Origin of the sequence: Arthrobacter sp. ISL-69 (assembly GCF_018613775.1) — a bacterium.
GTDB lineage: Bacteria > Actinomycetota > Actinomycetes > Actinomycetales > Micrococcaceae > Arthrobacter.
Window position 1 is genome coordinate 69,222 of sequence record NZ_JAGGPO010000006.1, and the last position, 25,192, is coordinate 94,413.

The 25,192-nt window shown below is 66.0% G+C and carries 20 protein-coding genes; 12 read left to right on the forward strand and 8 right to left on the reverse strand.

Going from position 1 to position 25,192, the window contains the following annotated elements; translation table 11 throughout:
• Positions 1–40: 40 nt before the first annotated feature.
• Positions 41–1,270, forward strand: coding sequence for a cysteine desulfurase family protein (locus tag J7I79_RS03300; RefSeq protein WP_214950236.1), 1,230 nt, complete (start codon positions 41–43; stop codon positions 1,268–1,270).
• Here the strand turns inward: J7I79_RS03300 and J7I79_RS03305 are convergent.
• Positions 1,249–2,499: an NAD(P)/FAD-dependent oxidoreductase gene (locus tag J7I79_RS03305; protein ID WP_214950242.1), complete on the reverse strand. Its 1,251-nt coding sequence runs from the start codon at positions 2,497–2,499 to the stop codon at positions 1,249–1,251. The two genes, J7I79_RS03300 and J7I79_RS03305, sit on opposite strands and share 22 nt — an antisense overlap.
• A 224-nt stretch (positions 2,500–2,723) precedes the next feature.
• Here J7I79_RS03305 and mnmA point away from each other — a divergent pair, with 224 nt between their 5' ends.
• Together mnmA and J7I79_RS03315 are read left to right on the forward strand one after the other, a co-directional pair.
• Positions 2,724–3,863, forward strand: coding sequence for a tRNA 2-thiouridine(34) synthase MnmA (gene mnmA, locus J7I79_RS03310; protein ID WP_214950251.1), 1,140 nt, complete (start codon positions 2,724–2,726; stop codon positions 3,861–3,863).
• Between the two features lie 119 nt (positions 3,864–3,982).
• Complete coding sequence (locus tag J7I79_RS03315) at positions 3,983–5,608, forward strand: hypothetical protein (protein ID WP_214950253.1); 1,626 nt, start codon at positions 3,983–3,985, stop codon at positions 5,606–5,608.
• Between the two features lie 45 nt (positions 5,609–5,653).
• Here the strand turns inward: J7I79_RS03315 and J7I79_RS03320 are convergent, their stop codons facing one another.
• The gene (locus J7I79_RS03320; protein WP_214950255.1) at positions 5,654–6,481 is read right to left on the reverse strand and encodes a caspase family protein; all 828 of its coding nucleotides are present in this window, start codon (positions 6,479–6,481) and stop codon (positions 5,654–5,656) included.
• 315 nt (positions 6,482–6,796) lie between these two features.
• Between J7I79_RS03320 and J7I79_RS03325 the strand changes: the two genes are divergently transcribed.
• The 6 genes from J7I79_RS03325 to J7I79_RS03350 all read left to right on the forward strand — a co-directional run bounded on the left by J7I79_RS03325 (position 6,797) and on the right by J7I79_RS03350 (position 14,063).
• The gene (locus tag J7I79_RS03325; RefSeq protein ID WP_214950257.1) at positions 6,797–8,431 is read left to right on the forward strand and encodes an ABC transporter substrate-binding protein; all 1,635 of its coding nucleotides are present in this window, start codon (positions 6,797–6,799) and stop codon (positions 8,429–8,431) included.
• 132 nt (positions 8,432–8,563) lie between these two features.
• Positions 8,564–9,655 (forward strand): ABC transporter permease, encoded by a 1,092-nt coding sequence (locus J7I79_RS03330; RefSeq protein WP_214950259.1) that lies wholly within the window; start codon positions 8,564–8,566, stop codon positions 9,653–9,655.
• Position 9,656: 1 nt separating this feature from the next.
• Positions 9,657–10,682, forward strand: a complete 1,026-nt coding sequence (locus tag J7I79_RS03335) for an ABC transporter permease (RefSeq protein ID WP_214950260.1) — start codon at positions 9,657–9,659, stop codon at positions 10,680–10,682.
• Positions 10,679–12,373, forward strand: a complete 1,695-nt coding sequence (locus tag J7I79_RS03340; protein WP_214950262.1) for an ABC transporter ATP-binding protein — start codon at positions 10,679–10,681, stop codon at positions 12,371–12,373. Before J7I79_RS03335 ends, J7I79_RS03340 begins: the two co-directional genes overlap by 4 nt.
• A 124-nt stretch (positions 12,374–12,497) precedes the next feature.
• Complete coding sequence (locus tag J7I79_RS03345; protein ID WP_104172242.1) at positions 12,498–12,941, forward strand: chorismate mutase; 444 nt, start codon at positions 12,498–12,500, stop codon at positions 12,939–12,941.
• A gap of 96 nt (positions 12,942–13,037) precedes the next feature.
• Positions 13,038–14,063, forward strand: coding sequence for a hypothetical protein (locus tag J7I79_RS03350; protein ID WP_214950310.1), 1,026 nt, complete (start codon positions 13,038–13,040; stop codon positions 14,061–14,063).
• On the opposite strand, the gene J7I79_RS03355 is transcribed toward J7I79_RS03350, so the two are convergent.
• Genes J7I79_RS03355 through J7I79_RS03380 form a run of 6 tightly spaced genes read right to left on the reverse strand, consistent with a single transcriptional unit; the run spans position 14,060 to position 20,512 of the window.
• Positions 14,060–14,773: a DUF4166 domain-containing protein gene (locus tag J7I79_RS03355; RefSeq protein ID WP_214950264.1), complete on the reverse strand. Its 714-nt coding sequence runs from the start codon at positions 14,771–14,773 to the stop codon at positions 14,060–14,062. The two genes, J7I79_RS03350 and J7I79_RS03355, sit on opposite strands and share 4 nt — an antisense overlap.
• A gap of 43 nt (positions 14,774–14,816) precedes the next feature.
• Positions 14,817–16,109, reverse strand: coding sequence for a DUF58 domain-containing protein (locus J7I79_RS03360; protein ID WP_214950266.1), 1,293 nt, complete (start codon positions 16,107–16,109; stop codon positions 14,817–14,819).
• Positions 16,109–17,137, reverse strand: a complete 1,029-nt coding sequence (locus J7I79_RS03365) for a MoxR family ATPase (protein WP_214950268.1) — start codon at positions 17,135–17,137, stop codon at positions 16,109–16,111. The genes J7I79_RS03360 and J7I79_RS03365 overlap by 1 nt, the downstream gene beginning before the upstream one ends.
• Complete coding sequence (locus J7I79_RS03370) at positions 17,134–18,387, reverse strand: DUF4350 domain-containing protein (RefSeq protein ID WP_214950269.1); 1,254 nt, start codon at positions 18,385–18,387, stop codon at positions 17,134–17,136. Before J7I79_RS03370 ends, J7I79_RS03365 begins: the two co-directional genes overlap by 4 nt.
• On the reverse strand, positions 18,384–19,106 hold the full coding sequence (locus tag J7I79_RS03375) for a DUF4129 domain-containing protein (RefSeq protein ID WP_214950272.1): 723 nt from the start codon (positions 19,104–19,106) through the stop codon (positions 18,384–18,386). Before J7I79_RS03375 ends, J7I79_RS03370 begins: the two co-directional genes overlap by 4 nt.
• Positions 19,103–20,512, reverse strand: coding sequence for a hypothetical protein (locus J7I79_RS03380; protein WP_214950274.1), 1,410 nt, complete (start codon positions 20,510–20,512; stop codon positions 19,103–19,105). The genes J7I79_RS03375 and J7I79_RS03380 overlap by 4 nt, the downstream gene beginning before the upstream one ends.
• A gap of 255 nt (positions 20,513–20,767) precedes the next feature.
• Here J7I79_RS03380 and mtrA point away from each other — a divergent pair, with 255 nt between their 5' ends.
• The 3 genes from mtrA to J7I79_RS03395 all read left to right on the forward strand — a co-directional run bounded on the left by mtrA (position 20,768) and on the right by J7I79_RS03395 (position 25,093).
• Positions 20,768–21,442, forward strand: coding sequence for an MtrAB system response regulator MtrA (mtrA, locus tag J7I79_RS03385; protein WP_104172248.1), 675 nt, complete (start codon positions 20,768–20,770; stop codon positions 21,440–21,442).
• 97 nt (positions 21,443–21,539) lie between these two features.
• A complete protein-coding gene (mtrB, locus tag J7I79_RS03390) occupies positions 21,540–23,375 on the forward strand; it encodes an MtrAB system histidine kinase MtrB (RefSeq protein WP_251042343.1) in 1,836 nt (611 codons plus the stop codon).
• Positions 23,372–25,093, forward strand: coding sequence for an LpqB family beta-propeller domain-containing protein (locus tag J7I79_RS03395; RefSeq protein ID WP_214950276.1), 1,722 nt, complete (start codon positions 23,372–23,374; stop codon positions 25,091–25,093). Before mtrB ends, J7I79_RS03395 begins: the two co-directional genes overlap by 4 nt.
• The last annotated feature ends 99 nt before the right edge of the window (positions 25,094–25,192 follow it).

Genomic DNA, 25,192 nt, shown 5'->3' on the forward strand with positions numbered 1-25,192 from the left:
GCGCCGGAGCCTCCTGTGCGGCCGCGGCTAGAATTGGCTTGTGTCCGTTTACCTCGATCATGCCGCCACCACGCCCATCGCCGCCGAGGCTCTGGCGGCACTCACCCGCGAGCTCACCAGGACCGGAAACCCTTCATCGCTGCACGGCTCAGGACGCCGCGCCCGGCGATCCGTGGAGGACGCCCGCGAGGCAATTGCCGCCGCTGCCGGTGCCCACCCGTCAGAGGTCATCTTCACCTCGGGCGGCACGGAGGCCGACAACCTGGCTGTGAAAGGGCTGTACTGGGCCCGCCGCGCCGAAAACCCGGCACGCACCCGGATCCTCTGCTCCGCCGTCGAACATCATGCTGTCCTGGACACCGTTGAATGGCTGGAACGGCACGAGCAGGCGGAAGTTTCCTGGCTACCCGTGGATTCCAGGGGCGTTGTGGACCTGGGGGCGCTGCGGTCCGAGCTTGGCCGGAACCCGGAGTCCATCGCCCTCGTGTCGGTAATGTGGGCCAACAATGAGGTGGGCACCATCCAGCCGGTGCGGGAAGTGGTTGAGGCGGCCCATGCCGTCGGCGTTCCCGTGCATTCAGACGCCGTCCAGGCCTTTGGATCCGTTCCCGTGGACTTCCGGACGAGCGGACTGGATGCCATGTCCATCTCCGGCCACAAGATCGGCGGCCCGGTGGGTGTGGGTGCCCTGCTGCTGGGCCGCTCAGTGAAGCTGACACCGGTGCAGCACGGCGGAGGCCAGGAACGCGACGTCAGGTCCGGAACCCTGGATACGGCATCGATTGCCGCCTTCGCCGCGGCGGCCGAAGCCGTGACGAAGGACCTGCCGGGGGAGGCGGCCCGCATTGCGGGGCTGAGGGACAGGCTGATCGCCGGTGTGCAGGAATGCGTCCCGGAGGCGGTCCTCCGCGGCGCGCCCGGGGTTGGCCGCCTGCCCGGTAACGCGCACTTCACCTTTCCGGGCTGCGAGGGCGATTCCCTGCTGTTCCTGCTGGACCTTGCCGGGGTGGAATCGTCCACGGGTTCCGCCTGCACGGCCGGTGTTCCGCGGCCCTCGCACGTCCTGCTGGCCATGGGGCTGGACGAGGCGACCGCGCGGGGTGCGCAGCGCTTCTCGCTGGGCCACTCATCCACGGAAGCCGACGTCGATGCCCTCCTGGCAGCGCTTCCGGGCGCCTATCAGCGTGCCAGCCAGGCAGGGATGGCGGGCCACGAATCGACCATCCAGACGGCCGCCACCGTGGCCCGTCAGTCGTCCGCCAGGAGCTGATCCAGCGCGACCGCGGGGTCCGCCAAACGGCTTGCCTGGATGGGTGCCCGGCTGGAGATCAGGGCCTTGATGGCTTTCTGCGTGCGGGGAACGTTGACGTTCATGCCTGCGACCACCTGGTCCTCGTGCTGCCAGAATGCGATGAATTCCTTGCTGGCCAGCGACCCCCGGATGACCGGTTCGGCGCCCGAGGCCAGGGTGGGAAATCCCGAATACTCCATGCTGACGTCGAACTGGTCGGTGTAGAAATACGGGATGGTGTCCAGCGCGGCGTCCCGGCCCAGCATCGACTTTGCCGCGACTTTCCCGCCGTTCAGCGCATTTGACCAGTGCTCGCTGCGGTGGTGCTGCCCGGTGAAGGGATGCAGGGCGTTTGCCACGTCCCCGGCGGCGAAGATGTCCGGTCCGCTGGTCCGCAGGGCGGCGTCGGTCAGTATTCCGTTGTCCAAGGCCAGGCCGGCCTGCTCCGCGAGCGTGGTTTCGGGGGCCACTCCCACGGCAATGACCACCACGTCGGCCGGCAGTGCCTCACCCGATCCGGTGACCACTGCGGTTACGCGGCCGGAATCGCCCAGGAGTCCGGCGGCAGTGGCCCCGAGCCGGAACTGCACGCCGTTGGCTTCATGGAGCGAGCGGAAGAAACGCCCCAGTTCGGGTCCGATGGCGGCTGCCAGCGGAATGTCCTCGAGTCCGAGGAGGGTCACGCGGTTGCCGTAGCTGGAGGCCGCGGCCGCAAGTTCCATCCCGATCCAGCCTGAGCCGATCATTACGACGTCCCGCCCGCCCGGGGACAGCTTTTCCCGGAGGCGGCGGCTGTCGTCCAGGGTCCTGAACATGGTGACGCCGTCCAGCGTGCTCCCGGGCAGTGGGATGTGGCGGGGGAGGGCGCCGGTAGCCAGCAGCAGGGCGCCGTAGCCCAGGGTTTCGCCGCTGCTGAGCTGTACCCTGTGGGGGCCGGGATCAATGCCGGCGACCTGCACGCCCAGGCGGAGGTCGACGTCGTTCTCTGCGTACCAGGCCTCGGGCGCCACGGGGACGGCTTCCTCGCCGGCTTTGCCAAGGAGGTACTCCTTGGACAGGGGCGGCCGCAGGTACGGTTGGTGCAGTTCGGCGCCAATAAGGGTGATCCGGCCGGAGAATCCCTCGCCGCGCAGGGTGCGGGCAGCGGTGGCGCCGGCCAGGCCCGCCCCGGCGATCACGATGCTTTCGATGGTGCTTTCGACAGGCATGGAGCCCCTCGGTTCCTGGCAAGCCGGCGCCTCCGGCCGGGCATTCTAAAAATAGTAATCCTGACGATAGAAGCCGGAGGGGTGGCAGTCAAGGGCCGGCGGGCACGTTTTAAGAGCCCCTTTTCCGAGGCAGTAGAATGGACGGGCATGCAGTGTGTCCAGCCGGACCGGCCAGGGACGCGCTGCAGCCCCACAATCAAACCCTTCCCCCAAAGAAAGACAGCATGCGAGTTCTTGCAGCCATGAGCGGCGGAGTCGATTCCGCCGTTGCCGCCGCCCGCGCCGTCGAGGCCGGACACGACGTGGTCGGTGTCCACCTGGCGTTGTCCAGGATGCCCGGAACGCTCCGTACCGGCAGCCGCGGGTGCTGCACCATCGAGGACTCCCGTGATGCCTGGCGTGCCTGCGATGTCCTGGGCATCCCGTACTACGTCTGGGACTTCTCCGAGCGGTTCAAGGAGGACGTGGTCCAGGACTTCATCGACGAATACGCCGCCGGACGAACGCCGAACCCCTGCATGCGTTGCAATGAACGCATCAAGTTTGCAGCGCTGCTGGAGAAGGCAATCGCCCTGGGATTCGACGCTGTCTGCACCGGCCACTACGCCAAGGTCATCACCGACGCCGACGGAAATCCTGAACTTCACCGTGCGGCCGACTGGGCCAAGGACCAGAGCTATGTGCTCGGCGTCCTCACCCACGAACAGCTCAAGCACTCCATGTTCCCGCTGGCGGACACGCCGTCCAAGGCTGAAGTCCGTGCGGAAGCCGAACGCCGCGGGCTGTCCGTGGCCAACAAGCCGGACAGCCACGACATCTGCTTCATTCCGGACGGCGACACCGCCGGCTGGCTGGCCGAAAAGATCGACATGACCACTGGCGACATCGTGGACGAATCCGGTGCGAAGGTGGGCGAGCACCCCGGCGCCAACGCGTTCACCGTTGGCCAGCGCCGCGGCCTCAAGCTGGGCACCCCCGCAGCCGACGGCAAGCCGCGGTTCGTGTTGGAGATCCGGCCCAAGGAAAACAAAGTGGTGGTGGGACCGGAGGCTCTCCTGGCCATCGACGAGATCCGCGGCATCAAAGTTTCCTGGGCCGGCCTGCCGATTGCTGAAATCGCCACCGGCGAAGAGTTTGACTGCCACGCCCAGGTCCGCGCCCACGGCGATCCCGTTCCTGCAACGGCCCACACCGAACTGCTGAAGGACGACGACGGCGGGGAGCGGACCAACCTTGTGGTCAGGCTCACCACGCCGCTGCGCGGTGTGGCCCCTGGACAGACCGTGGTGCTCTACCAGGGAAGCCGGGTCCTGGGGCAGGCCACCATCGACGCAGCGCGCTCGCTGCAGCGCGTGGCACTCTAGCGGGAGGACCCGGGGCGGCCCTTTCCGCCATTGTGTTCAATCCGGGCCGGATCCATACTTGCCTAAGCAGCGATTCCCGCTGCCGGCGGCTGGGCTCCGGACTCGGGACGGCGATGAGCGTGGCAATACAAAGGAAGCCTCCCGGCGACATCAGGGCGGGGCAGATGGTCTCCGTGGTGGTTCTCGCAGAAGGACCGCTCGGCAATGGCAAGGCCGGCCCGCTCATCGCCGAAGTCCGCATTCCCGTTGAACGGCTACGCCGGGGACCCACAGGCCACCGTTTTTCCGTCCACATCCGCAAATGGCGGGGCACCACCGTGACGCCCGTGGCACTGACCGAGGCAGGGGATCCCTGGCGCCTGGTTTCCACGACTCCGCCACAGGGCCTCCGGGCACTGTTGGACGACACCAGGTTCCTGGCCCAGCACGTCTACGGGGTGGCCGCCTCCACCCTTGAACTGTTCGAAAGCACGCTTGGCCGCAGGATGCCCTGGACCCCTGAAGGCAGGCTGGTGCTGAAGGCGAGGGATTCCGGCACTGCCACCGAGACCGGATATGCCCGCGACACCAACATCATCCGCTTCGGCTCCATTGACAGAATGGGCTACAAGATTCCGACGGCGCTGTTCCGCGACATCGTGGCCCACGAAGTCACGCACGCCATCCTGGACGGGTTCCGGCCGGCGTGGGCAGACGACAAGGCAACCATTGAACAACTGGCCTTGCACGAGGCGCTCGCGGACCTGGTCGCGATCCTGTCCGTCTTCTCGTCGCGTGAGGTCGTGTTCCGCGAGCTGGTTGCCGCTTCGGCCGGCATAAAGCCCGGGCAGGAGCTCGACGGCGACGTGATGCTGCGGACGCTCTTCGACGTGGCCCGGGACCTGTTCGCGCGTGGACCGCTTCGGGAGCCCTTCCTTGGTGTGCCGCCGGAGAACTGGCAGGAGCTTCCGGAGCCGCACCAGCGCGGGGCCGTGGTGGTAGGGGCAGTCCTTCGGGCCGTGGAAGAACTGTGGGCGGACAGGAACCGAAGGTTCGGCGCCTTCCAGAACCTGCAGCATAAGGCCGAATCGGGGTCCATCGTCGGCACGCGCGTGCTGCGCATGGTGATCCGCGGGCTGTCCTACATGCCCCCGGTTGACGTCACGTGGCGGGACCTGCTCCGGGGGATCATCGCTGCTGACCTGGACATGCTGCCTGAGGACCAGCGCGGGTACCGGGAAGCGGTTCACTCCAATTTCTCAAAAATCGGCATCCGGCGGGTGCCGCTCACCAACATCATGGGCGTGGACAACTACCAGGGACTCCGGTACCCCATCCGCCTTGCCGCCCTCGGCTCCGACCCCCAGGAAGTCCAGAAATTCGTCTGGGAGAATCCCCGCCTGCTCGACGCAGCCCGGCTCGAGCGCAGTACGCCGCTGAGCAGCACGCGGGTCCGGACGTCCGAACGGATCTCCCCGGACGGCTTTGTTGTCTCCGAGATAGGCGCATCGTTCATCCAGACGGTGCGCCTGAGCCGCCGTGATGCGTACCAGCGGCTGGGCCTCCGCACCCAGCGCGAGTACGTTGATATCCGCGGCGGCGGGCTGTTGAGGTTCGACGCCGGCGGGCGGCTGATCTTTGCCGCCTTCAAGCCGGTGATGGACCGTGAGCGCCAGGCCGCCATGTTCGTGTCGGACGAGCAGCGGGAGGCAGAAGCTGCAGCTTCGTCGGAAGTCCGGAGTAAGTTCCACGGGACGGGAGACTGACGCCCGGCCGCCCGGGCCCAGCTTCGGTTGCCCAGCTTCGCGGACTCAGCTTCCCCAGGGAGCCTTCCGCGCCGCCGTCGTGCCTTCCAGCTGCGCGACCTGGTCGAACCCGCCGGCCCTGAGGCCCTGGCTGACCAGCTTCAGGATGCCTGCCCGGCCCAAGGTGCCGTCGCCCCTGACGGCCTTGATGAAGTTATACGTGAAGGCGCCGTTGTAACGGCCCTCCAGATACGCATCGGCTGCCGTCTGGTCGGCGCGGCAGGCCGCCAGGAGCACCGGCTTGACGCCCCTGCCGGCCTTGACCAGGTCGCGAAGTGCCCTGGGCTCGTTGAACTCAGTGGCCGCCACGCCGCGGGCTGTCGGCGCTGGCAGGAAGCGCGGCCGCCGCCCGGGCAGGAGGTCCAGTGACTTCAGGCCGGTACCGCTGTGGCAGGTGTCCAGCACCACGTCCATGAGCACGCCGTCCGGCAACCGTGCAAAAAGGGTGAACAGCTCGTCGTCCGAAATGACGGTAGCCGGATCCCACGAGTCGCCCGAGTTGTTGATGTCGTAGCAGGCGAAGGCTTCATCCAAGCGGTCCGCCTCGTCGTCGCTGCTGTCCGGGATCTGCGTTCCGTGGCTGGAGAACGTGAAGACGATGTGCTGCAGCTCGCCCGACGCGGCGCGGTCCAGCAGCGCATTAAGCTGCGCCACGACCCGCTCCTTCGTGGCCTGGGAGTCCAGCAGGATCGAAATGTCGGCGCCGGGAAATCCGTAGCCTGCCTGCAGCAGCCCGGCCAGGTCGCGGGCGTCATTGACGCAGCCCTGCAGCCAGCTGGATTTTGGCAGATGCTCGAATTCGTTGATTCCCACACAGAGGGCGGCTTTGCTCATGACGTGTTTCCTTCAGCCAGGTAATGACAGGAATCCGGTGATGCGGTCAACGCAATCCCACTCTATTCCGGGGGCTGGGGTCCTTCAATGGCCGCGCGCAATCGTCCCGGTGGACGCTGATCGGGCCGGAACGCAGAAGAAAACGATAGTTTTGCCCCAATCAGGTAAATTTTGTGTCTCAACTCACAGGATGAAACGATTCAGCTGTCAGCGTTCTGATTGAATCGTGTGATCAGGACAACGTTCCGCCCACCGAGTCCAACTGATCCAGTTGCCGGGCGGCGCGCGTGTACTCATCGAACAGAAAGTCCACAGATGGCAATGAACAAAAAAGCCCTCCACAGCGCCATCGCGCTTGCGGGTGTTTCCGCGTTTGCACTGACAGCCTGCACGGGCCCGTCCGGCGGCGGCGGAACTTCCACCGGCGGCGCCGGCGGCGGAACCATTACCTACGGCACCACGGATAAGGTCGTTACCCTCGATCCCGCAGGCTCCTACGATGCCGGCTCGTTCATGGTGATGAACCAGATCTACCCGTTCCTCCTGAACGCCAAGCCCGGTACGGCAGATGCCACTCCGGACATCGCGGAGTCCGCGGAATTCACGAGCCCCACGGAGTACACCGTGAAGCTCAAGCCGGACCTCAAATTTGCCAATGGCCACGCCCTCAGCTCCTCCGATGTGAAGTTCTCCATTGACCGCGTGGTCAGCATTGCGGATCCGAATGGTCCGGCCTCCCTCCTGGGCAACCTTGACTCCGTGGCTGCCAAGGATGACACCACGGTGGTCTTCACCCTCAAGGCCGGCAACGACCAGGTATTCCCCGGCGTCCTCGCAGCCAATTCCGGACCGATCATCGATGAAGAGGTCTTCCCGGCGGACAAGCTGATGACCGACGACGAGATCGTCAAGGGCAAGCCGTTCGCCGGCCCGTACACCATCGAGAGCTACAAGAAGAACGAACTGGTCAGCCTCAAGGTCAACCCGGACTACAAGGGCCTGCTCGGCAAGCCCGCGAACGACGGCGCCACCATCAAGTACTACGCCGACTCGAACAACCTCAAGCTGGACATCCAGCAGGGCAACATCGACGTCGCCGGCCGCAGCCTCACCGCAACAGACGCCGCCGACCTTGAGAAGGACTCCAAGGTCAAGGTCCACAAGGGCCCCGGCGGCGAGCTGCGCTACATCGTGTTCAACTTCGATACCATGCCTTTCGGTGCCAAGACTGCCGACGCTGATCCCGCCAAGGCCCTGGCCGTCCGCCAGGCGATGGCCAACGTCGTGGACCGCGACGCCATCGCCACCCAGGTTTACAAAGGCACGTACCTGCCGGCCTACTCCGTGGTCCCCGACGGATTCGTCGGCGCCATCCAGCCGCTCAAGGAAATGTACGGCGACGGCAACGGCAAGCCCAGCCTCGACAAGGCCAAGAAGGCTTTTGCCGACGCGGGAGTCACCGCTCCGGTGAACATCAAGCTGCAGTACAACCCGGACCACTACGGCAAGTCCTCCGGCGATGAGTACGCCATGATCAAGGAGCAGCTCGAGAAGTCCGGCCTGTTCAAGGTTGACCTGCAGTCCACTGAATGGGTCACCTACTCCAAGGACCGCACGGCCGATGCTTACCCGGTGTACCAGCTGGGCTGGTTCCCCGACTATTCGGACGCGGACAACTACCTGACCCCGTTCTTTGTTCCGGGCAACTTCCTCAAGAACCACTACGAGAATGCATCCGTCACCGAGCTGATCAAGGAACAGCTCACCACGGTTGACAAGGCAGAGCGCGAAAAGGTGCTGGGCGAGGCCCAGACCGCCGTCGCCAAGGACCTGTCCACACTGCCGCTGCTGCAGGGCGCCCAGCTCATGGTCGCCGGAAAGGATGTCAAGGGTGTCGATCAGACCCTGGACGCATCCTTCAAGACCCGGCTTGGCGTAATTTCCAAGTAGGTCCAGTTCTCCATCCGGTCCTGACCAGCCGAGGAGGCGGGGCGCCTGCGCGGCGTCCCGCCTTTCGTGCGGGAGCAAGGGCAACAGATTCCGGGGCTCACAAGGCCGCCGGAAGCACAGATTTAGGTACCAATGACAACACTGATTGAGGCGCCGCCAACCGACGCCGACGGCCTGCTGCCGTCAAAGAAGAAGTCGTCCGGCGGGGGGCTGGGCCAATACATCCTGATCAGGTTCATGCTGATCTTCCCTACAATTTTCATCCTTGTGACGATGGTGTTCTTCCTGATGCGCATCACGGGCGATCCCATTACAGCGGCCATGGGCGGCAGGCTGCCTCCTGAGCAGCTGGCGGAGCGGATAGCCGCGGCAGGCTATGACCGTCCGATCCTGGTGCAGTACTTCGAGTACCTCGGACAACTCGTTACCGGCAATTTCGGCACCACCCTGTCGGACAACCGGCAGGTCACGGAAATGCTGACCACCTACGGGTCGGCCACCCTGGAACTGACCATCAACGCGTTGCTGGTCGCCCTGCTGGTGGGTATTCCGCTGGGCATGATCGCCGCGTACCGGAGGGACCACGCTCCCGACGCCGTGCTGCGCGTCTTCGCCATCGTCTGCTATGGCACGCCGGTGTTCTTCGCCGGCATGCTCCTGAAGCTTACGTTCGCCGTGTGGCTCGGCTGGCTGCCCGTGGCAGGCCGCGCAAAGACCTCCAGCGAGCTGGAGCTCACCTCCCTGCAGTCGCCAACGGGCATCTACTGGCTGGATGCCATCCGCAGCGGCAACATGGCAGCATTGGGTGACGTCATGGCGCACGCGGTCCTGCCGGCCGTTGCCCTTGGACTGCTGACCGCAGGCATTTTCCTCCGCCTGGTCCGCACCAACGTGATCGGCACACTGGGCAGGGATTACGTCGAGGCCGGCCGATCGCGCGGCGTCAGCGAATTCCGGCTGGTGACCAAGCACGCCTACAAGCCTGCGCTGATCCCCATCATCACGGTGATGGGCCTGCAGATCGCGGTGTTGCTCGGAGGGGCGGTGCTGACGGAAACCACCTTTGAATGGAAGGGGCTAGGATTCCAGCTGGCGACCTACCTCACGGCACGCGACTTCGTCGCAGTCCAGGGCATCGTGGTCCTTCTTGCCGTGATTGTGGCCGTGACCAACTTCATCGTGGACATTGTCGCCGCGCTGATCGACCCCCGCGTGAGGTACTGACATGAGCACCCCTATAACTGTCGAACCGACGGCGGATCCGCGCGCTTCGCTGTTCCGCCGGTTGCCGGTCATCTCGCACTTCAACAAGAGCGTGGGCCTGCAGCGCGGCATGCTGGTGGCGGGCCTCATCCTGACCGGCGCCTTCCTGCTGACGGCCATTTTCGCCCCGCTGCTTGCCCCGTACGGGTACTCCCAGCTCTCTGACGCCGACGGCAACTTCCCTGCCCAGCAGGAACCCGGCGGAAAGCACCTTCTCGGGACCACGGTGGGCGGCTACGACGTACTTTCCAGGGTTATCTGGGGAACGCAGACGGCCATCATGGTCATCGTTGTGGCCGTCCTGATGTCGATCTTCATCGGGGTCATCCTGGGACTGGTGAGCGGCTACATCGGCGGCTGGCTGGACCGGATCCTCGTTGTCATCGCGGACGCCATCTATGCCTTTCCCTCCCTGCTCGTCGCAATTGTCATGGCCATCGTCATCAGCGGCGGGCAGTCAAGCCTGCTGGGCGGCGTCACCGCCGCGGCAATCTCCATCACGGTGGTCTTCATCCCGCAGTACTTCCGGGTGATCAGGGCCGAAACAATCCGCCTGAAAGCCGAACCCTTCGTGGAATCGGCGAAGGTCGTCGGGGCGTCCAACATCCGGATCATGACCCGGCACATCTACAAGAACGCCACACGCACCCTGCCGCTGATCTTCACGCTCAATGCCTCCGAAGCAATCCTCACCCTTGCGGGCCTGGGTTTCCTGGGCTTTGGCATCGAACCCAGTTCTGCCGCCGAGTGGGGCTTCGACCTTAAGCAGGCACTGGCCGACACCACGTCCGGCATCTGGTGGACGGGCGTGTTTCCGGGCCTTGCCATGGTGCTGACCGTCGTCGGCCTCACCCTGATGGGTGAGAGCATCAACGACCTCAACGATCCGCGGCTGCGCGGACGCAAGAAGGCCGCCTCCGGCAAGGGCGGGCCTGATTCCCCCGCAGGCGCTCAGGCTGCGCTCGAAACAGAAGCGAGACTTCCATGACCATCAACATCGACAAACACGGCACCGGTCCGGTCTTGGATATTGAGCACCTGAAAGTCACTTTCGCCACCGATGCCGGGGACGTCTATGCAGTCAAGGACGTCAGCCTGGAGGTCAACCCGAGCGAAGTGGTGGCGATCGTCGGCGAGTCGGGCTCCGGCAAGACCGTGACGGCGAAAACCATCCTCGGCCTCCTCCCGGAGACCGCCATCAGCTCCGGCGCAGTGCTGATCAACGGGAACAACGTCATCAGCGTCAGTGCCTCCAAGCTGCGGCAGATCCGCGGCCGGGACGTTGCCATGGTGTTCCAGGAGCCCTCCACGGCACTGAACCCCGTCTTCACCGTGGGGTGGCAGATAGCCGAAGGAATCCGCGCGCATGCCGGCGGCACGGGTAAACGCGTATCGGCCAAGGAAGCCAAGGTCCGGGCAATCGACGCCCTCCGCAAGGTGGGCATCCCGGACCCTGAAAACCGCGTGGACTACTATCCCCACCAGTTTTCCGGCGGCCAGAAACAGCGTGTGGTCATCGCCGCGGCGCTCGCGCTCAATCCGGGGCTGATCGTGGCCGACGAACCCACGACCGCCCTGGATGTCACCGTCCAGGCGGAGATCCTCCAGCTGCTGCGGGACCTGCGGGACAAATACGGCACGTCGATCGTCCTGATCACGCACAACATGGGTGTCGTGGCCGACCTCGCCGACCGGGTGGTGGTGATGTACCAGGGCGACGTCGTCGAAGAGGCACCTGCCAAGGTGCTGTTTGCGGAGCCGAAGCAGGAATACACCCGGAAGCTGCTGGCAGCAGTGCCGCACCTGGGCCGGAACTCCGCCTCCCAGGGAATGACCACGCGGGCACACCAGGACCGGAAGGTCCTCGTTGAAGCCAAGGGCCTGACCATTGAATACCCGGGCAGGCTGGGAAGTCCAAGCTTCAAGGCCGTGGACGGCGTCAGCTTCACGCTGTCCGAGGGCGAGGTGTTCGGGCTGGTGGGTGAATCAGGGTCCGGCAAGACCACCATCGGTCGTGCTATCGCGGGCCTGAACCGCACCACCGGCGGCAGCCTTAAAGTGCTGGGCTACGAGATGCTGAACCTCAAGGAGCGGACGTTCAAACCCCTCCGCAAGGACATCGGGTTCGTGTTCCAGGACCCGGCGGCTTCGTTCAACCCGCAGCTGACCATCGGTGACTGCGTTGCCGAGCCGCTGATCATCCATAGCAATCCGACGCCTGCCCAGGCGCGGAAACGCGTGGGCGAGCTGCTCGAGTCGGTGCAGTTGCCGGCGTCGTACGCTGACCGCTTCCCTCATGAACTCTCCGGCGGGCAGCGGCAGCGCGCATCACTGGCCCGTGCCCTGATCCTGAACCCCAAACTGCTGATTGCCGACGAGCCCACTTCGGCCCTGGACGTGTCCGTTCAGGCCGTGGTACTGGAACTGTTCAAGGACATCCAGCAGGAGTTCGGGTTCGCCGCACTGTTCATCAGCCACGACCTGGCCGTCGTGGACATCCTGTCCCATTGGGTTGGTGTGCTCTACAAGGGCAAGCTCGTGGAGCAGGGACTTGGCACCCAGGTCATGGGCGCCCCGCAACATGACTACACACGGAAGCTCATCGCGTCGCTGCCCGTGCCCGATCCGGACGAACAGGCGAAGCGCCGGGAAGCGAACCGCTCGCTGCTTGCCGGTTAGTTCCAGTCCCGGGTGAAGATGCCCGCCGTCCACTATGGGCGGCGGGCATTTCCGTCCCTCCGGCAACGTTTCGCGGACGCTTAACAGCCACGGGCATTTAGCGCGGTGCCCATAGACTGGAGCCATGACCGAGCAGAACCAAGATCTTTCAGACGCCGAATCCTACGACCCCTCAGCCAGCTCATTGGCCGGACAGGTGGACCAATCGGTGATGGCGGAACTGCTGTCCATCCGGTCCAGCATCGACAACATCGACGCCACCCTTGTCTTCCTCCTGGCCGAGCGGTTCAAGGCCACCCAGAAGGTCGGATTCCTCAAAGCGGCGCACAAGCTCCCGGCAGGGGATCCCGGCCGGGAGACCGCCCAGATCGCACGGCTGCGCCGCCTCGCCGAGGAAGCGCACCTGGACCCGGCCTTTGCGGAAAAGTTCCTGAACTTCATCATCGGCGAGGTCATCAGGCACCACGAAGCCATCGCCGAGGACCACCAGGCAGCGGAGAACAATGGAGCCGCCGCCAGCCAGCCGCGGCTTTCGCAAGCCGCCCCGTCCACCGCGGTCGACGCCTAGGCCATGCCGGAATCGAACCGCTCAAGGGCTGGCGGACAGGACCCCAGGAACCAGGACCCCCGGAACCCTGATTCCCGCAGCGCCGAAACCAGCGTCATCGAAACCCGCCAAGTCACGGCCACCGCCTTGGGGCCGTGGCCGGGAGAAGACCCGCTGGAGTCAACCCGGATCGTTCGCGGTGAGCTCGGCAGCCCGCATCTGCCGTTCCTTGTGGAGCTCCCGGACCGCGGCGTCGGTTCGGATGCGCTCGGCAGGACGGCCTCACTCCTGGTTGACCTTTCGGTCGACGTCCAGCCTTACGGGTGGCGAATCGTGGACCGTCCCGGGCGGGACCTGATGAAGGCGAAGTCGGCGCTCTCCACGGACGTCAACGTCCTCGCCGATGTCGCCGGGACGGAAGAGAGCGCGGCGCAGGACTTCAAGGTCCAACTGCGCGGACCGCTCAGCCTGGCCGCGGGCCTGCACCTCCACAACGGTGAACGGGCTTTGATCGACTACGGCGCCCGACGCGACATCGCCGAGTCGCTGGCAGCCGGCGTCGGCGATTTCCTCGCCCGGGTGGGCACGGCTGTTCCCGGGGCACGATTGGTTGTCCAGCTCGATGAACCTGACATCGCCGCTGTCCTGGCCGGAACGATTCCCACTTCCAGCGGTTACCGGACCTTGCGGTCGGTGCCGGGCCAGGAAGTGACAGAATCGTGGCGGCTGGTGATCGACGCGATCAGGGCCGCCGGCGCTGTGGAAACGGTCATCGCGGTTGCCGAAATCGAGGCGCCCTTTGAGCGAATTCTCTCGTCAGGGGCGGACGGGATCGCTGTCCCGCTAAAGGCGCTCACCTCCCGGCAATGGGAAGAGCTCGCCGGTGCAGTCGAGGCGGGGAAGAGCCTATGGGCCGGTGTGCTGCCGGTGAACGACGCGTCAGCTGCCCTGCCACGTGTCCAGGATGCAGTGGAGAACGTGTGGCGGCCCTGGCGTCACCTGGGACTTCCCGCCTCCGCGCTCGACTCCATCCGCGTGACGCCGTCCGCGGGGCTGGCGGGGCACACACCGTCGTCCGCCACCGCTGTCCTGACCCGACTGACCCAAGTGGCGGACGGGCTCAACCAGCTGGCCCTCGGCTAGACGCGGCTCTCCCACCTGTCCGGCCGGCCGTAGCCAGGGAGATGGCCGGGCGCCGTGGCGGCGCCCGGGTAGGAGCGGAGCCGGTAATCGAAGCTCCCCGCGTAGACCAGGACGAGGCCCAGTTGCGGCTGGATCACCTTGACCTGGATCCGGTGCTTTCCGTGGCTGCCCTCCGACGGTTCCCACCACTGCTCCGCGTACGCCTTGGCGTCCACGGCGGCCGGTAGCGGGATTCGCAAGGCACCCAGGAAAAGCCGGGAGGCCTCGGAAACACCCCGGAGCCGCCCGTCGGCGGTCACGCTGAGATTCAGGTCGGTGACGAGGCGACGGTAGCGGCCCACGTAATCGACCAGTCCCGGGTTGCTTCGGGACTCGTCGAAGCTGGTGGTGTCATGGAACAGCCGCGTCCGTCCGGGAAACTGGATCTCACGCCTGGCAGTGAGGCTCGACCGGCCGAACGGATCGAGGTGGGCGTGGTTTTCGATCCGGAACGGAATACGCTCACCGTACTCCGGGAAGAACGCTTCCTCCCCGCTGGTGAGCCGCAACAATGGCCTTAGCCTCTGCTGCCGGCACCCGACGACGTCGAACACCCCCTCACCCACACCGTAGCGTCCCGACCCGGGAGCAAGGGAAAAATACTCCTGCAGCTCGGGCTGGAGCCGGGCGAAATCGCTGCCCAGGGCACGTTCATAGATAGGCGTATTCAAGCTAGCCTCCTGCTTTCCGACAGAACAGTTTTCGACAGATCAGTCACAGTCTTCCCGCAGCCTTGAGCCTGATGTAGGCGTCCGCGAGGGCCGGCGGCAGTTGGTGCGGTTCGGCGTCGACCACTTCGACGCCCATTTGCCGGAGCTGGATGGCTACCGCCTCGCGTTCCAGCAGCGCACGTTCGGCTGCTGCCGCGCGGAACACCTGTGCCGCCGTCCCGCGTTCTTTTTGCATAGTGCCCAGCATGGGGTCCCGCACCGAGGCAACCACCACAACATGCTGCTGCGCCAGTTGCGCCGCCATCGGGAGCAGTCCCTCCTCGGGCGCGCCGCCGTCCAGCGGGGTGAGCAGCACCACGAGGGAGCGGTGCGCGGAGATCTGCCGGATCTGGCCCGGGACCTGGCTCCAGTCCAGCTCGATGAGCTCCGGTTCCAGCGGCGCCATGGCCTGCACGAGCTGTCCCAGCACGTTGCCTTTTGACGCAGAGCCCGCCCGCCCGCGGGTCCGCCGGTCGAAGGCGAAGAAATCCACACGGTCGCCGCCACGTTCTGCGAGGACGGCTAGCAGCAGGGCCGCCTCGATTCCGGTGTCAAGGCGCGGCTCGTCGTCGATCCTCGCAGCAGCCGTCCGGGACGTGTCCAGCATGATCACCACGCGCCGGTCCCGTTCAGGCCGCCAGGTACGGACGACGACGGCGGACCGCCGCGCTGTGGCGCGCCAGTCTATGGAACGCACATCGTCACCGCGGACGTAGTCGCGGAGCGAATCGAATTCGGTGCCGGCGCCCCTGATCTGAACTGCGGCCTTTCCATCTAGCTCACGCAGCTTACGGAGCTTGGACGGAAGGTGGCGCCGCGAATGGAACGGCGGGAGCACCCGGATTGCGCCGGGACAGGGGAGGGTCCGCTGCCGCGCGGCCAGCCGCAGCGGACCGAAGGCGCGAAGGGTTACATGCGGAGCCTTGAGGTCGCCCCGGCGGGCAGGCCTGAGCGTCACCGTCATGCGCCGCCGCTCGCCGGCCGGAACGTCCACGCGCTGGCGCGGATTCTGCGTACCCGCCGATGGCTGCCACGCGTCACGCACCAGGGCATGCAGCGGGCGGTTGCCGGTGTTCCCGATCGTCAGGACGGATTCGGTGCTTGCGCTGAGCGTGACATTGCCTGGCAAAGTGCGGTCCAGCGTGACCTTCCGGAGCGATGCCGCAATGGAGAGGTCCAGGAGCAGCAAGGCGCAGAGGGCGAGGCAGACCAGCAGAACCGTGCCCCAGCCGGGAAACAGCATCACCGGCACCAGCCCCGCCAGTGCCAGAAGTACGAACCGTCCTGAAATGGCCATCAGCGCGGAACGGGCACGGATGCCAGGATGCTGGCGAGGACACCGTCCACGTGCACGCCGTCCATCTGCGCTTCGGGCTGCAGCGCCACCCGGTGGCGCAGGCAGGGGAGCGCCAGTGCCTTGACGTCGTCCGGTGTCACGAAATGCCGTCCGGACAGCCACGCCCACGCGCGGGCGGCGCTCAGCAGGGCCGTTGCGCCGCGCGGGGACACGCCCAGCTGGAAGGACGGTGCGGCACGGGTGGCCCTGGCAATGTCCACGATGTAGGCCGCGACTTCCGGCGCCACCTCCACCGCAGCCACCGCCTGGCGAGCCTGCTCCAGTTCGGCGGCGCCTGCTACAGCGCGGACACCGGCGGCGGCCAGGTTCCTGGAATCGAAGCCGGCCGCGTGCCTGCGGATGACCTCAATTTCGTCCGCCCGCCCCGGCAGCGGCATGGCGAGCTTGAGCAGGAAACGGTCCAGCTGGGCTTCGGGCAGGGGATAGGTGCCCTCGTACTCCACCGGGTTCTGGGTGGCGGCGACGATGAACGGCACGGGAAGCAGCCGTGAGACGCCGTCCGCCGATACCTGGCGTTCCTCCATGGCTTCCAGCAGGGACGCCTGCGTCTTCGGCGGCGTCCTGTTGATTTCATCTGCCAGCAGGATGTTGGTGAAAACCGGGCCCTCCCGGAAGCTGAATTCGGAGGTCCGGGAGTCGAAGACCAGCGAGCCTGTGATGTCGCCGGGCATCAGGTCCGGGGTGAACTGGACCCGCTTGGTGTCCAGGCTCAGGGCCGCGGACAGCGTGCGGACCAGCAAGGTCTTCGCCACACCGGGAACCCCTTCGAGCAGCACGTGCCCGCGGCACAGCAGGGCGATCAGCAGCCCCGTTACGGTGGCGTCCTGGCCCACCACGGCCTTTGCCACCTCGTGACGCACATCGAGCAGGGCCTGCCGGACAGGATCCGTGCCGGTGGTGGCCTCCGCCGTTGCAAGGGCAGGGCCCCCGGGGCCGCCCTGGATGAATCCGTTGGTCTGCTCGCTCATCGGGCGGTTACCTCTTTCTCTAGTGTGTCCAGCTGCTGGGCCCAACGGACCAGCTCGCTATCAGTTCGGGGACGGGCCTCCAGCACGCGGGCCGTCTGTTCAGCCGGGCGCCCAAGGTGCCGGGCGGCGGCGTCGACGATGGCCGTAGACTCAGCGTCCGGTCCCAGCCGGAGGACCCGCGCGAGCCGGACCAGCGTGCCCGCCCTGAGGTTGTCGGCCGCCCGGTCCACGGCATGGGAGTCGTGGTATAGCCGGGCGCGGCCCTCGGCGGTCTCAACGGCCTTGACCACCACCGGCAGCGGCTCGAAGACCAGTGGCCCCAGCCGGCGACCCCGCCAGACCATGGCCAGCACCGCCACCAGGGCAAGCCACGGGCCGAGGAAGGCCACCCACGGCGGGGCCAGCTCATCCAGGGTCTTCGGCGCGTCCGCAGTGGTGACATCCGCAATGCCGGGGAGATACCAGACAAGATGGTCCGAGCCCCCGAGGGTCCGCAGTGCAAGCGCCGCATTGCCTTGTTCATCGAGCCGGCCGTTACTGATGATCTGCGTACTGCCCATCACCACCAGCCGGCCGTCGTCGCTGCTTGCATACAGGCCGCCAAGGCCTTCCGAGGGCTCATAGCAAGGGCGGTCAGCCTGGTAGAGGTACGCGGACTCCGCAGTGACCGCTCCGGCGGTGGCGGGATCATCCGTCCCGCAGCCGGGATCCAGCGTGGCAACCCCCGCCGGGACAACTCCGGCGGGGCGAATGTCACCGCCGAGGGCGCTGAGCGCGTTCAGCCTGGGAGTCACCACGACCAGCCTGTCCGTGGCCTGCTGCAACTCCTGAAGCTGTCCGCGGTCCAGGTAGCCGTTTCGGTCGTAGAGGAGCAAAGTTGTTCCGCTGCTGCCCCCACTGTCCTCGGACGTGTCCCCGAACGCACTGTGCTCGGACGTACTGTCCAGGGCGGACATCGTTGCCGCGAAGTTGTCGGTCTGGCGGACTTCCACGCCCTGGTTTCCCAATATTTCGGCTACGGCCCTAGCCCCGTCCGGGGCTGCGTTTCGCGTGGACAGGGGAACGGTGTCGCCGCGGGGCGAAAGTTGGGCAACAATCGTCAGCGCCACACCCAGCGCGAAGACCATGCCGATGAGGGTCCACGTACGGTGCCGGCGGATCCATGCCCTGACGTTGTGGCCGGCGAGGTCACTTCCGGCGGCAGGTCCCGGCGATGAGGGCCGGATCTCCGACTCAAGTACGGGCGTCATAACGGCAGCGCCAGGCGGTCCGCGGCCGGCCGACCGAAGTCGGGCTTTGCGGATTCCAGAAGCTGATCCAGCGCCACCATGTCGGCGTGATCCCTGGCGGTGGCGTCCTCGCTGCCGTACCGGACGGCGTCGAATTGATCGGCGGCCCGGCGCAGCTGCGCGGCACAGCCGCCGAAGGCGCCGGCCAACTGGCCGGCCACCTCGTCCGCCGTCCGGCCCGGCAGCGGGTCGATCACCATTCGCTCCTCCGCGGACCGGACGATGGCCCTGAACTCTTCGACGACGGCGGTTCGCCAGTCGGAGCGTGCTGCCGCGGCTGCCGCGAGCCGCCGGTATTCCCCCGGGCTGATGGAGGGATCGGCGTCGACGACGTCTCCGGCCGGGCGGCGGCGGGCGTTCAGCCGGGGGCGCGCGAGGAGGATGGCCACTGCAATGAGGATCACAATGGTCACCCCGATGGCCGGTACGGCGACGCCGCTGTCAATTGCGGGGTCGCCGCTATTGAGCGATCGCAGCCAGTCCGTGAATTGCCGCCACAGATCGGTCAGCCAGTCCGGTTGTGCGTCCCGGTACACGGGCTTGGACAGTTCTTCGGCGGCCCACCTGCTGGCCTCCTGCCTGTCGGGCTCCACGGGAGGTTCAGCTGGCGTCCGGCCAGCGGCCGAATGCAGGACCGTACCCACCGCGGATGCCGCCTCGGAAAGGACCGGCGGGCTCATCCGGAGCCCGGGGGCGGGCGGTAGCCCGGAGGTGGACCGTAGCCCGGTGGTGGACCGTAGCCCGGTGGCGGGCCGTAGCCCGGTGGCGGGCCGTAGGGGGCGTGGGACCAGCCGCCGGGAGCAGGGCGGCCCGCGTTCCCCTCCGGGGCGATGCCGCGTCCGGGGACGCCGTTGGCGTCCGTGCTTGATTCCAGCAGCCGGAGAAGGGCGAGGTCGAGTCCTTCCTTGCGCATCCGAAGGTCCATGTACAACAGGCCCACCACGGACGTTTGGAAGGCGTACGCCACTGCCCCTACGAGAGCCGAGACGATGAGCGACGCGATGCCGACGCCCACCGCGAGGGCGCGTTGCGCGTCGTCGCCGCCATGGGGCGCGACGACGGAGGAAAATCCGCCGGAAACGAGGCTGATGGGGATCAGGACAATCTGGCTGATAATGCCGATGAGGAGGGAAACGACCAGCGTGATGCCGAAGATCCGCCACCAGTTGTGCCGAGTCAGCTGCCAGGACCTTCGGAGGCCGTCAAGTACGTCCAGTTCCTCGACGACAATCGCAGCCGGCGTCACGAGGAAGCGGATGGAGAGCAACAGCACGGTCACTACGGTGCCGAGGAACAGGGGGACGATGATGAGCGCAGACATTCCGCCCATGGAATCTGCCAGGAGCCAGGTCCCGCCCACCAGTACGGCGACGACGGCGACGCTGGCCAGGATCATGAGCCCACCAAGCCCGAGCAATGAGCCGATCCTGGACCGCGACAGCGACCACATCTCCTTAAAACCGGTGCGCCAATTAAGGACGGATCGGGCCACGGGAACCACCATCACGCCCTGAAGTACAAGCGAGGTAAAGACGGACACCAGTCCGAGAATGACGGCACCGGCCAGGACGCCGAGGCCCAGGCCGACCATTTCCGTAGGGCTCAGGCTTTCCAGCCACAGCCCGAGGGACTCGCCGTCCGATCCGGCTTGTGCCGTTGCGAGCGCACCGGCAATGGTTCCCAGGGCCTGTGCCAGGAGGGCCGCACCCAGCATCGCTGCGGCGTTGCGCCTGATGGTCTGAAACGAGCCGTCCAGGATTTCGCCGAACATCAGCGGTCGCAGCGGAACTATCCCGGGCTTCGGCGGAGCGACGTACCCCGGCTGATTGGAGTAAGGCTCTGGCCCCGGGTAGGGGGAACCCCATTGCGGCTGTCCGCCGTGACCGGGCTGCTGTGTGTTCCATTGCGGCGCCGCCCACTGCGGCTGGTTTCCGCCGGAGGCACCCTGCGGCGGGTTCCACTGCGATTGGCTTCCCTGGTGGGGCGGCTGCGGCGCGGGCCACTGCTGCGGCGCGCCCCCTGCGGGTGGCTCCACCGGCTGCGGATGCCCCTCCCGGGGCCGCGCGTTCGGATCCTGCTCTGACAACCTGTTCCTCCCCAAAAGATGCTGTCCGCGAGCAGCCCGGCCGAAACTCCGGCCCGACGCTCCGGACCGGCGGTGTCCTGCACCGTCCGGCCCGCTCCCAGCCTATAGTTTTGCCCGCACGCCTCATAGCCTCGGGCTGATTCTTCGCGGTGTGGCGCCGGTCCGGCCGTTCCGCGTCCCGCCCGGCAGGTGACCGCGCCATGCCGTGTCGGCCCTCAACGGGACAAAGCCCATTCAATAGGCGAATATATAACTATGAAGGCACGCATTCTGGTAGTGGACGATGACGAGGCGCTGGCCGAGATGATCGGAATTGTTTTGCGCAATGACGGCTTCGAGCCGGTCTTTTGCGCAGACGGGGCACAGGCTCTGGAAGTCTTTCGTTCCTCGAAGCCGGACCTCGTGCTGTTGGACCTGATGCTTCCTGGCATGGACGGCATTGAAGTGTGCCGGCAGATCCGCGCTGAGTCGGATTCGCCCATTGTCATGCTGACCGCGAAGTCGGATACCTCGGATGTGGTCCGCGGCCTGGAATCCGGCGCCGACGACTACGTGCCCAAACCGTTCAAGCCGGCCGAATTGGTTGCGCGGGTTAGGGCGAGACTCCGTCCGGGTGACCAAAAGGCTCCTGAAACGCTGCGGATTGCCGACATCACCATTGACGTGGCCGGGCACCTGGTGAGCCGCAACGACGAACGCATCTCGCTGACGCCCCTGGAGTTTGACCTGCTCGTTGCACTCGCCCGCAAACCGTGGCAGGTCTTCACCCGCGAACTGCTGCTGGAGCAGGTCTGGGGATACCGGCACGCGGCAGACACGCGCCTTGTGAACGTCCACGTCCAGCGGCTGAGGTCAAAGATCGAACGCGACCCTGAAGCCCCCGAAGTTGTCTTGACGGTCCGTGGTGTCGGCTACAAAGCAGGTTCCTGACCCGTCCAGCGGCGAAGCCGGCGGCGAGCCGGAGGTAGCCCGCCCGCCAAAAACGGAACACGCCCACGTCCACGGTGCTCCGGAGCATACCGATGCAATGGCCGGTGTGCTCTCCGGACTGCCGTTCCGAACCCGCATCTGGGTACGCCGTGCCCGGATTGTTGGACTCCGGGTCTCGCGGCTCGTCCGGACCGGGCTGATCCGGCTCTTGCCCGGTGTCCGGTTCCTGCTGCGGGCGTTGCACCGGCGTTGGCGCAGGTCCCTGCAGTTCCGGACAGTCCTCACTACGCTACTGCTCTCGATTGGTTCGTTCGCCGTGGTGGGCGCGTACTTGTCGAACCAGATCGCCAACAACTTGTTCCAGGAACGGTTGACCCAGGCGGAATCGGAGACGCTGTACAACGTCAAACAGGTCCAGGACACGTTTGATGGCGCCCAGGTCACCGACCAGTCGAGCGTTATTACACTCGTCTACGACACGCTAAACGCCGTTGAGGGGCGCGGAAACGTGATCCAGCGTCGATATGTCTTTGAAGCGATGCCGGAACAGACCAAACCGCGCAACCGCTGGGTGGAATCACGGGCATCGGACCAGCTCACCGTCAGCGTCATCCCGCCCGAATTGCGGAAAGCCGTTCAGGAATCAGGCAAGGACCAGTTCTGGGCATCCACCGAGTTCCCGGTAGGGACTGAGGACCGGCCGGGCATTGCCGTGGGCAACAAAGTCACGTTCAACGGCACCGTGTATGAGCTGTACCTTATCTACGACCTGAACACCGCGCAGAAAACGCTCAACGAAATACAGAACGTCCTGCTGGCCGGCGGGGCGGTGTTGGTCCTGATCATTGGGGCCATTGCCTGGTATGTGACCCGGAACGTCGTCAGCCCGGTTAGCCATGCAGCCGTCGTCTCCGAGAAACTGGCGGCCGGCCAACTGCAGGAGCGGATGGTGGTCAAGGGCGAGGACGAGGTGGCCAGGCTGGGCGCATCGTTCAACCACATGGCCGCCAGCCTGCAGGAACAGATCACGCAACTGGCCACGCTCTCGCAAATGCAGCAGCGCTTCGTCTCCGATGTGTCCCACGAGCTTCGCACGCCACTCACCACCGTGCGGATGGCCGCCGAAGTACTGTACGACGCACGCCACGATTTCGATCCGATCAACAAGCGCTCGGCCGAGCTCCTGTACAACCAGGTGGAACGCTTCCAGTCCCTTCTGGCTGACCTCCTGGAGATTTCCCGGTTCGACGCAGGCGTGGCCGTGCTCGACGCCGAGCCCACCGATATCCTGCAGCTCATCGCGAATGTCGTGGAGGACGCCGGACCCGTCGCCGCCGAATACGGTTCGGACGTCACCATCAATTCCCGTGAAAAGAGCATCGTGGTGGAGATGGACGACCGGCGGATCGAGCGAATCCTTCGCAACCTGGTGCTCAACGCGCTTGAACACAGCGAAGGCAACCCAGTCAATATCTCCGTCGCTGCGAACGATACCGCCGTGGCGGTTGTAGTCCGCGACCACGGGATCGGCATGACACAGTCCGAGGCCGCGCGGGTCTTTGACCGGTTCTGGCGGGCGGACCCCGCGCGGGCGCGCACCACCGGCGGCAGCGGTTTGGGCCTTTCCATTGCGGCGGAAGACACAAAACTCCACAACGGGTGGCTTCAGGCCTGGGGCAGTAAAGGAACAGGATCAAATTTCAGGCTGACTTTGCCGCTGAAGCAGGGCGAGGCCATCTCCAAGTCTCCGCTCCAGCTGGAACCTGCCGACGTCGCACTCCCCGGCACCGGCCAGGGCACCATGCTGATCCTTGGAACCGTCGCGGCGCCGGACTCCGAAGGCGCCGTCCAGGCTGCGGAGCCGGGGCCGGTCAAGCCATCGGCTGCCTCGCCGGTCGCGACGCACGACACGGGCGGGGACGAAGCGAAATGAACGCCACATCACGAAGGCCAGGCACCGCTGCCGCCGCTCTCTTGGCGGTGCTGCTGCTGCTGCTGACCTCCTGCGCCCAGATTCCGCGCTCCGGACCCGTCGGGAAAAGCACGGATGAGAGCGCGGGCAAGCCCAACAACGCACCCGTTTTCTTTCCGGTGGCTCCGCGGGAAGGCGCCGCTCCCGAATCCATCATCGATGACTTCTATCTGGCGGGCAGTGGCTACGAAGACGACTATGCGGTGGCGCGGGAGTACCTGACCCAGGCCGAGTCCGTGGCCTGGAAGCCGGACCAGCGGACGCTGGTTTTCCGCTCGACCAAGGTGGTCCGGACCGGCGTCGAAAACGTGTACAACTACGAGCTTGATGTGGCGTACTCCGTCGATGCAGACGGCATCGCCACGCAGTTTCCCGAGGGCACCAAAGAAACGGTCCAGGTCACCCTGACGCAGGTGGACGGCGAGTGGCGGATCTCCGGAATCCCGGACGGGACCGCCATTCCTGAACAGACGTTCAAGGTGATTTACGGCGCCTACCCCATCTACTTCTATGATCCGAGCTTCACCTACGCGGTACCGGACGTCAGATGGTTCATCAAGAAGAAGACCGTCAAGGCGATGACCAGTGCACTGCTCAGCGGACCAGCCCCGTATCTCAAGGGAGCCGTTGTCAGCGCCTTCCCCTCGGGGATGAAACTGGCGCGCGAGTCAGTTCCGGTGGTCTCCGGCGCAGCGCAGGTGGATCTGAGTGCGAAGGAGCTGGTGGAAGCTTCCAGCGAAGACAGGCTGCGGATGCAGACACAACTGGCGCTGACCTTCCGCGGCCAACCCGACGTTGTCAACGTAGAGCTCAGGGCGAACCAAGACCTGGTCCGCGTCGAGGACAACGGGTCCGTGCTGCCTCCCGTCCGTGACAAGAACGTCCCGGCCCGCCAGATTGCCGTGAATGAGGGCCAGCTGGTCCGCTACGAGAACAACAGGATTTCACCGCTTCCGGATATCCAGTCCGTGGGAGCACTCGATCCGGTTTCCCCGGCCGAGTCCCCGGCATCACAGTCCATAGCGTTCCTCAACAGCACCAGGACAACCCTGTACTCGATTGTGCCGGGGCAGCCCGCGAGGGCGCTGACTACGCGTTCCACCCTCACCCACCCGTCGTTCGGCCAGGAGGACTGGGTCTGGACTGCCGGCCCCGGGGCCAACGGTGCTACCGAAGTCCTCGCCTACCGCCCCACCGGCGTCGCCGAGGGTGCCGGCATGCCAACTGTGACGCTGGCACCCGCGTGGCTCGCAGGACGCACCGTCAAGGAGTTCCGAATATCCCGGGAGGGGGTGCGTGCCCTCGTGATTTCCGAGCAAAACGGGAAAACCCGCGTGCAGGTGACGGGAATTGTCCGCAACGCTGACGGCACGCCCCGGGACCTCACTGCCCCGACGACCCTCCTGACCGACCGCCAACCCGACCAGGGTGTCTGGGTAAGCGACACCACGGTCGCGGTCATGAAGGGATCGGCCACCGACAACGTCACGCCGGAATTGCTCTCCCTGGCTGCTTCCCAGCCCCAGCAGCTGGCCCCCTGGCCAGGGCTCACCGCGATTAGCGCCGGCAACGGACCGGAGGAAATCTTCGGGCAGTCCGCTGACGGTATTTTCCAGCGCCTCGGAAACGGTTGGTCACCCCAGCTGAAGGGACCAGTGGATCCGTCGTTCCCGGGCTGACGCAGCGGCCCTTCCAGGCACGCCGCAGGGCGTGCCGGCCCGTGGCGCGATGTCCACATAGGCACCGTCCGGGCTTCCTGGCCGGGCGTCCAGTCATGC

Bases quoted from the DNA above. Each gene is read 5' to 3' on its own strand.
- J7I79_RS03305 (WP_214950242.1), bottom strand. From the start codon at position 2,499: ATGCCTGTCGAAAGCACCATCGAAAGCATCGTGATCGCCGGGGCGGGC.
- mnmA (WP_214950251.1), top strand. From the start codon at position 2,724: ATGCGAGTTCTTGCAGCCATGAGCGGCGGAGTCGATTCCGCCGTTGCC.
- J7I79_RS03320 (WP_214950255.1), bottom strand. From the start codon at position 6,481: ATGAGCAAAGCCGCCCTCTGTGTGGGAATCAACGAATTCGAGCATCTG.
- J7I79_RS03325 (WP_214950257.1), top strand. From the start codon at position 6,797: ATGGCAATGAACAAAAAAGCCCTCCACAGCGCCATCGCGCTTGCGGGT.
- J7I79_RS03330 (WP_214950259.1), top strand. From the start codon at position 8,564: ATGACAACACTGATTGAGGCGCCGCCAACCGACGCCGACGGCCTGCTG.
- J7I79_RS03335 (WP_214950260.1), top strand. From the start codon at position 9,657: ATGAGCACCCCTATAACTGTCGAACCGACGGCGGATCCGCGCGCTTCG.
- J7I79_RS03340 (WP_214950262.1), top strand. From the start codon at position 10,679: ATGACCATCAACATCGACAAACACGGCACCGGTCCGGTCTTGGATATT.
- J7I79_RS03345 (WP_104172242.1), top strand. From the start codon at position 12,498: ATGACCGAGCAGAACCAAGATCTTTCAGACGCCGAATCCTACGACCCC.
- J7I79_RS03360 (WP_214950266.1), bottom strand. From the start codon at position 16,109: ATGGCCATTTCAGGACGGTTCGTACTTCTGGCACTGGCGGGGCTGGTG.
- J7I79_RS03365 (WP_214950268.1), bottom strand. From the start codon at position 17,137: ATGAGCGAGCAGACCAACGGATTCATCCAGGGCGGCCCCGGGGGCCCT.
- J7I79_RS03370 (WP_214950269.1), bottom strand. From the start codon at position 18,387: ATGACGCCCGTACTTGAGTCGGAGATCCGGCCCTCATCGCCGGGACCT.
- J7I79_RS03375 (WP_214950272.1), bottom strand. From the start codon at position 19,106: ATGAGCCCGCCGGTCCTTTCCGAGGCGGCATCCGCGGTGGGTACGGTC.
- mtrA (WP_104172248.1), top strand. From the start codon at position 20,768: ATGAAGGCACGCATTCTGGTAGTGGACGATGACGAGGCGCTGGCCGAG.
- mtrB (WP_251042343.1), top strand. From the start codon at position 21,540: ATGGCCGGTGTGCTCTCCGGACTGCCGTTCCGAACCCGCATCTGGGTA.
- J7I79_RS03395 (WP_214950276.1), top strand. From the start codon at position 23,372: ATGAACGCCACATCACGAAGGCCAGGCACCGCTGCCGCCGCTCTCTTG.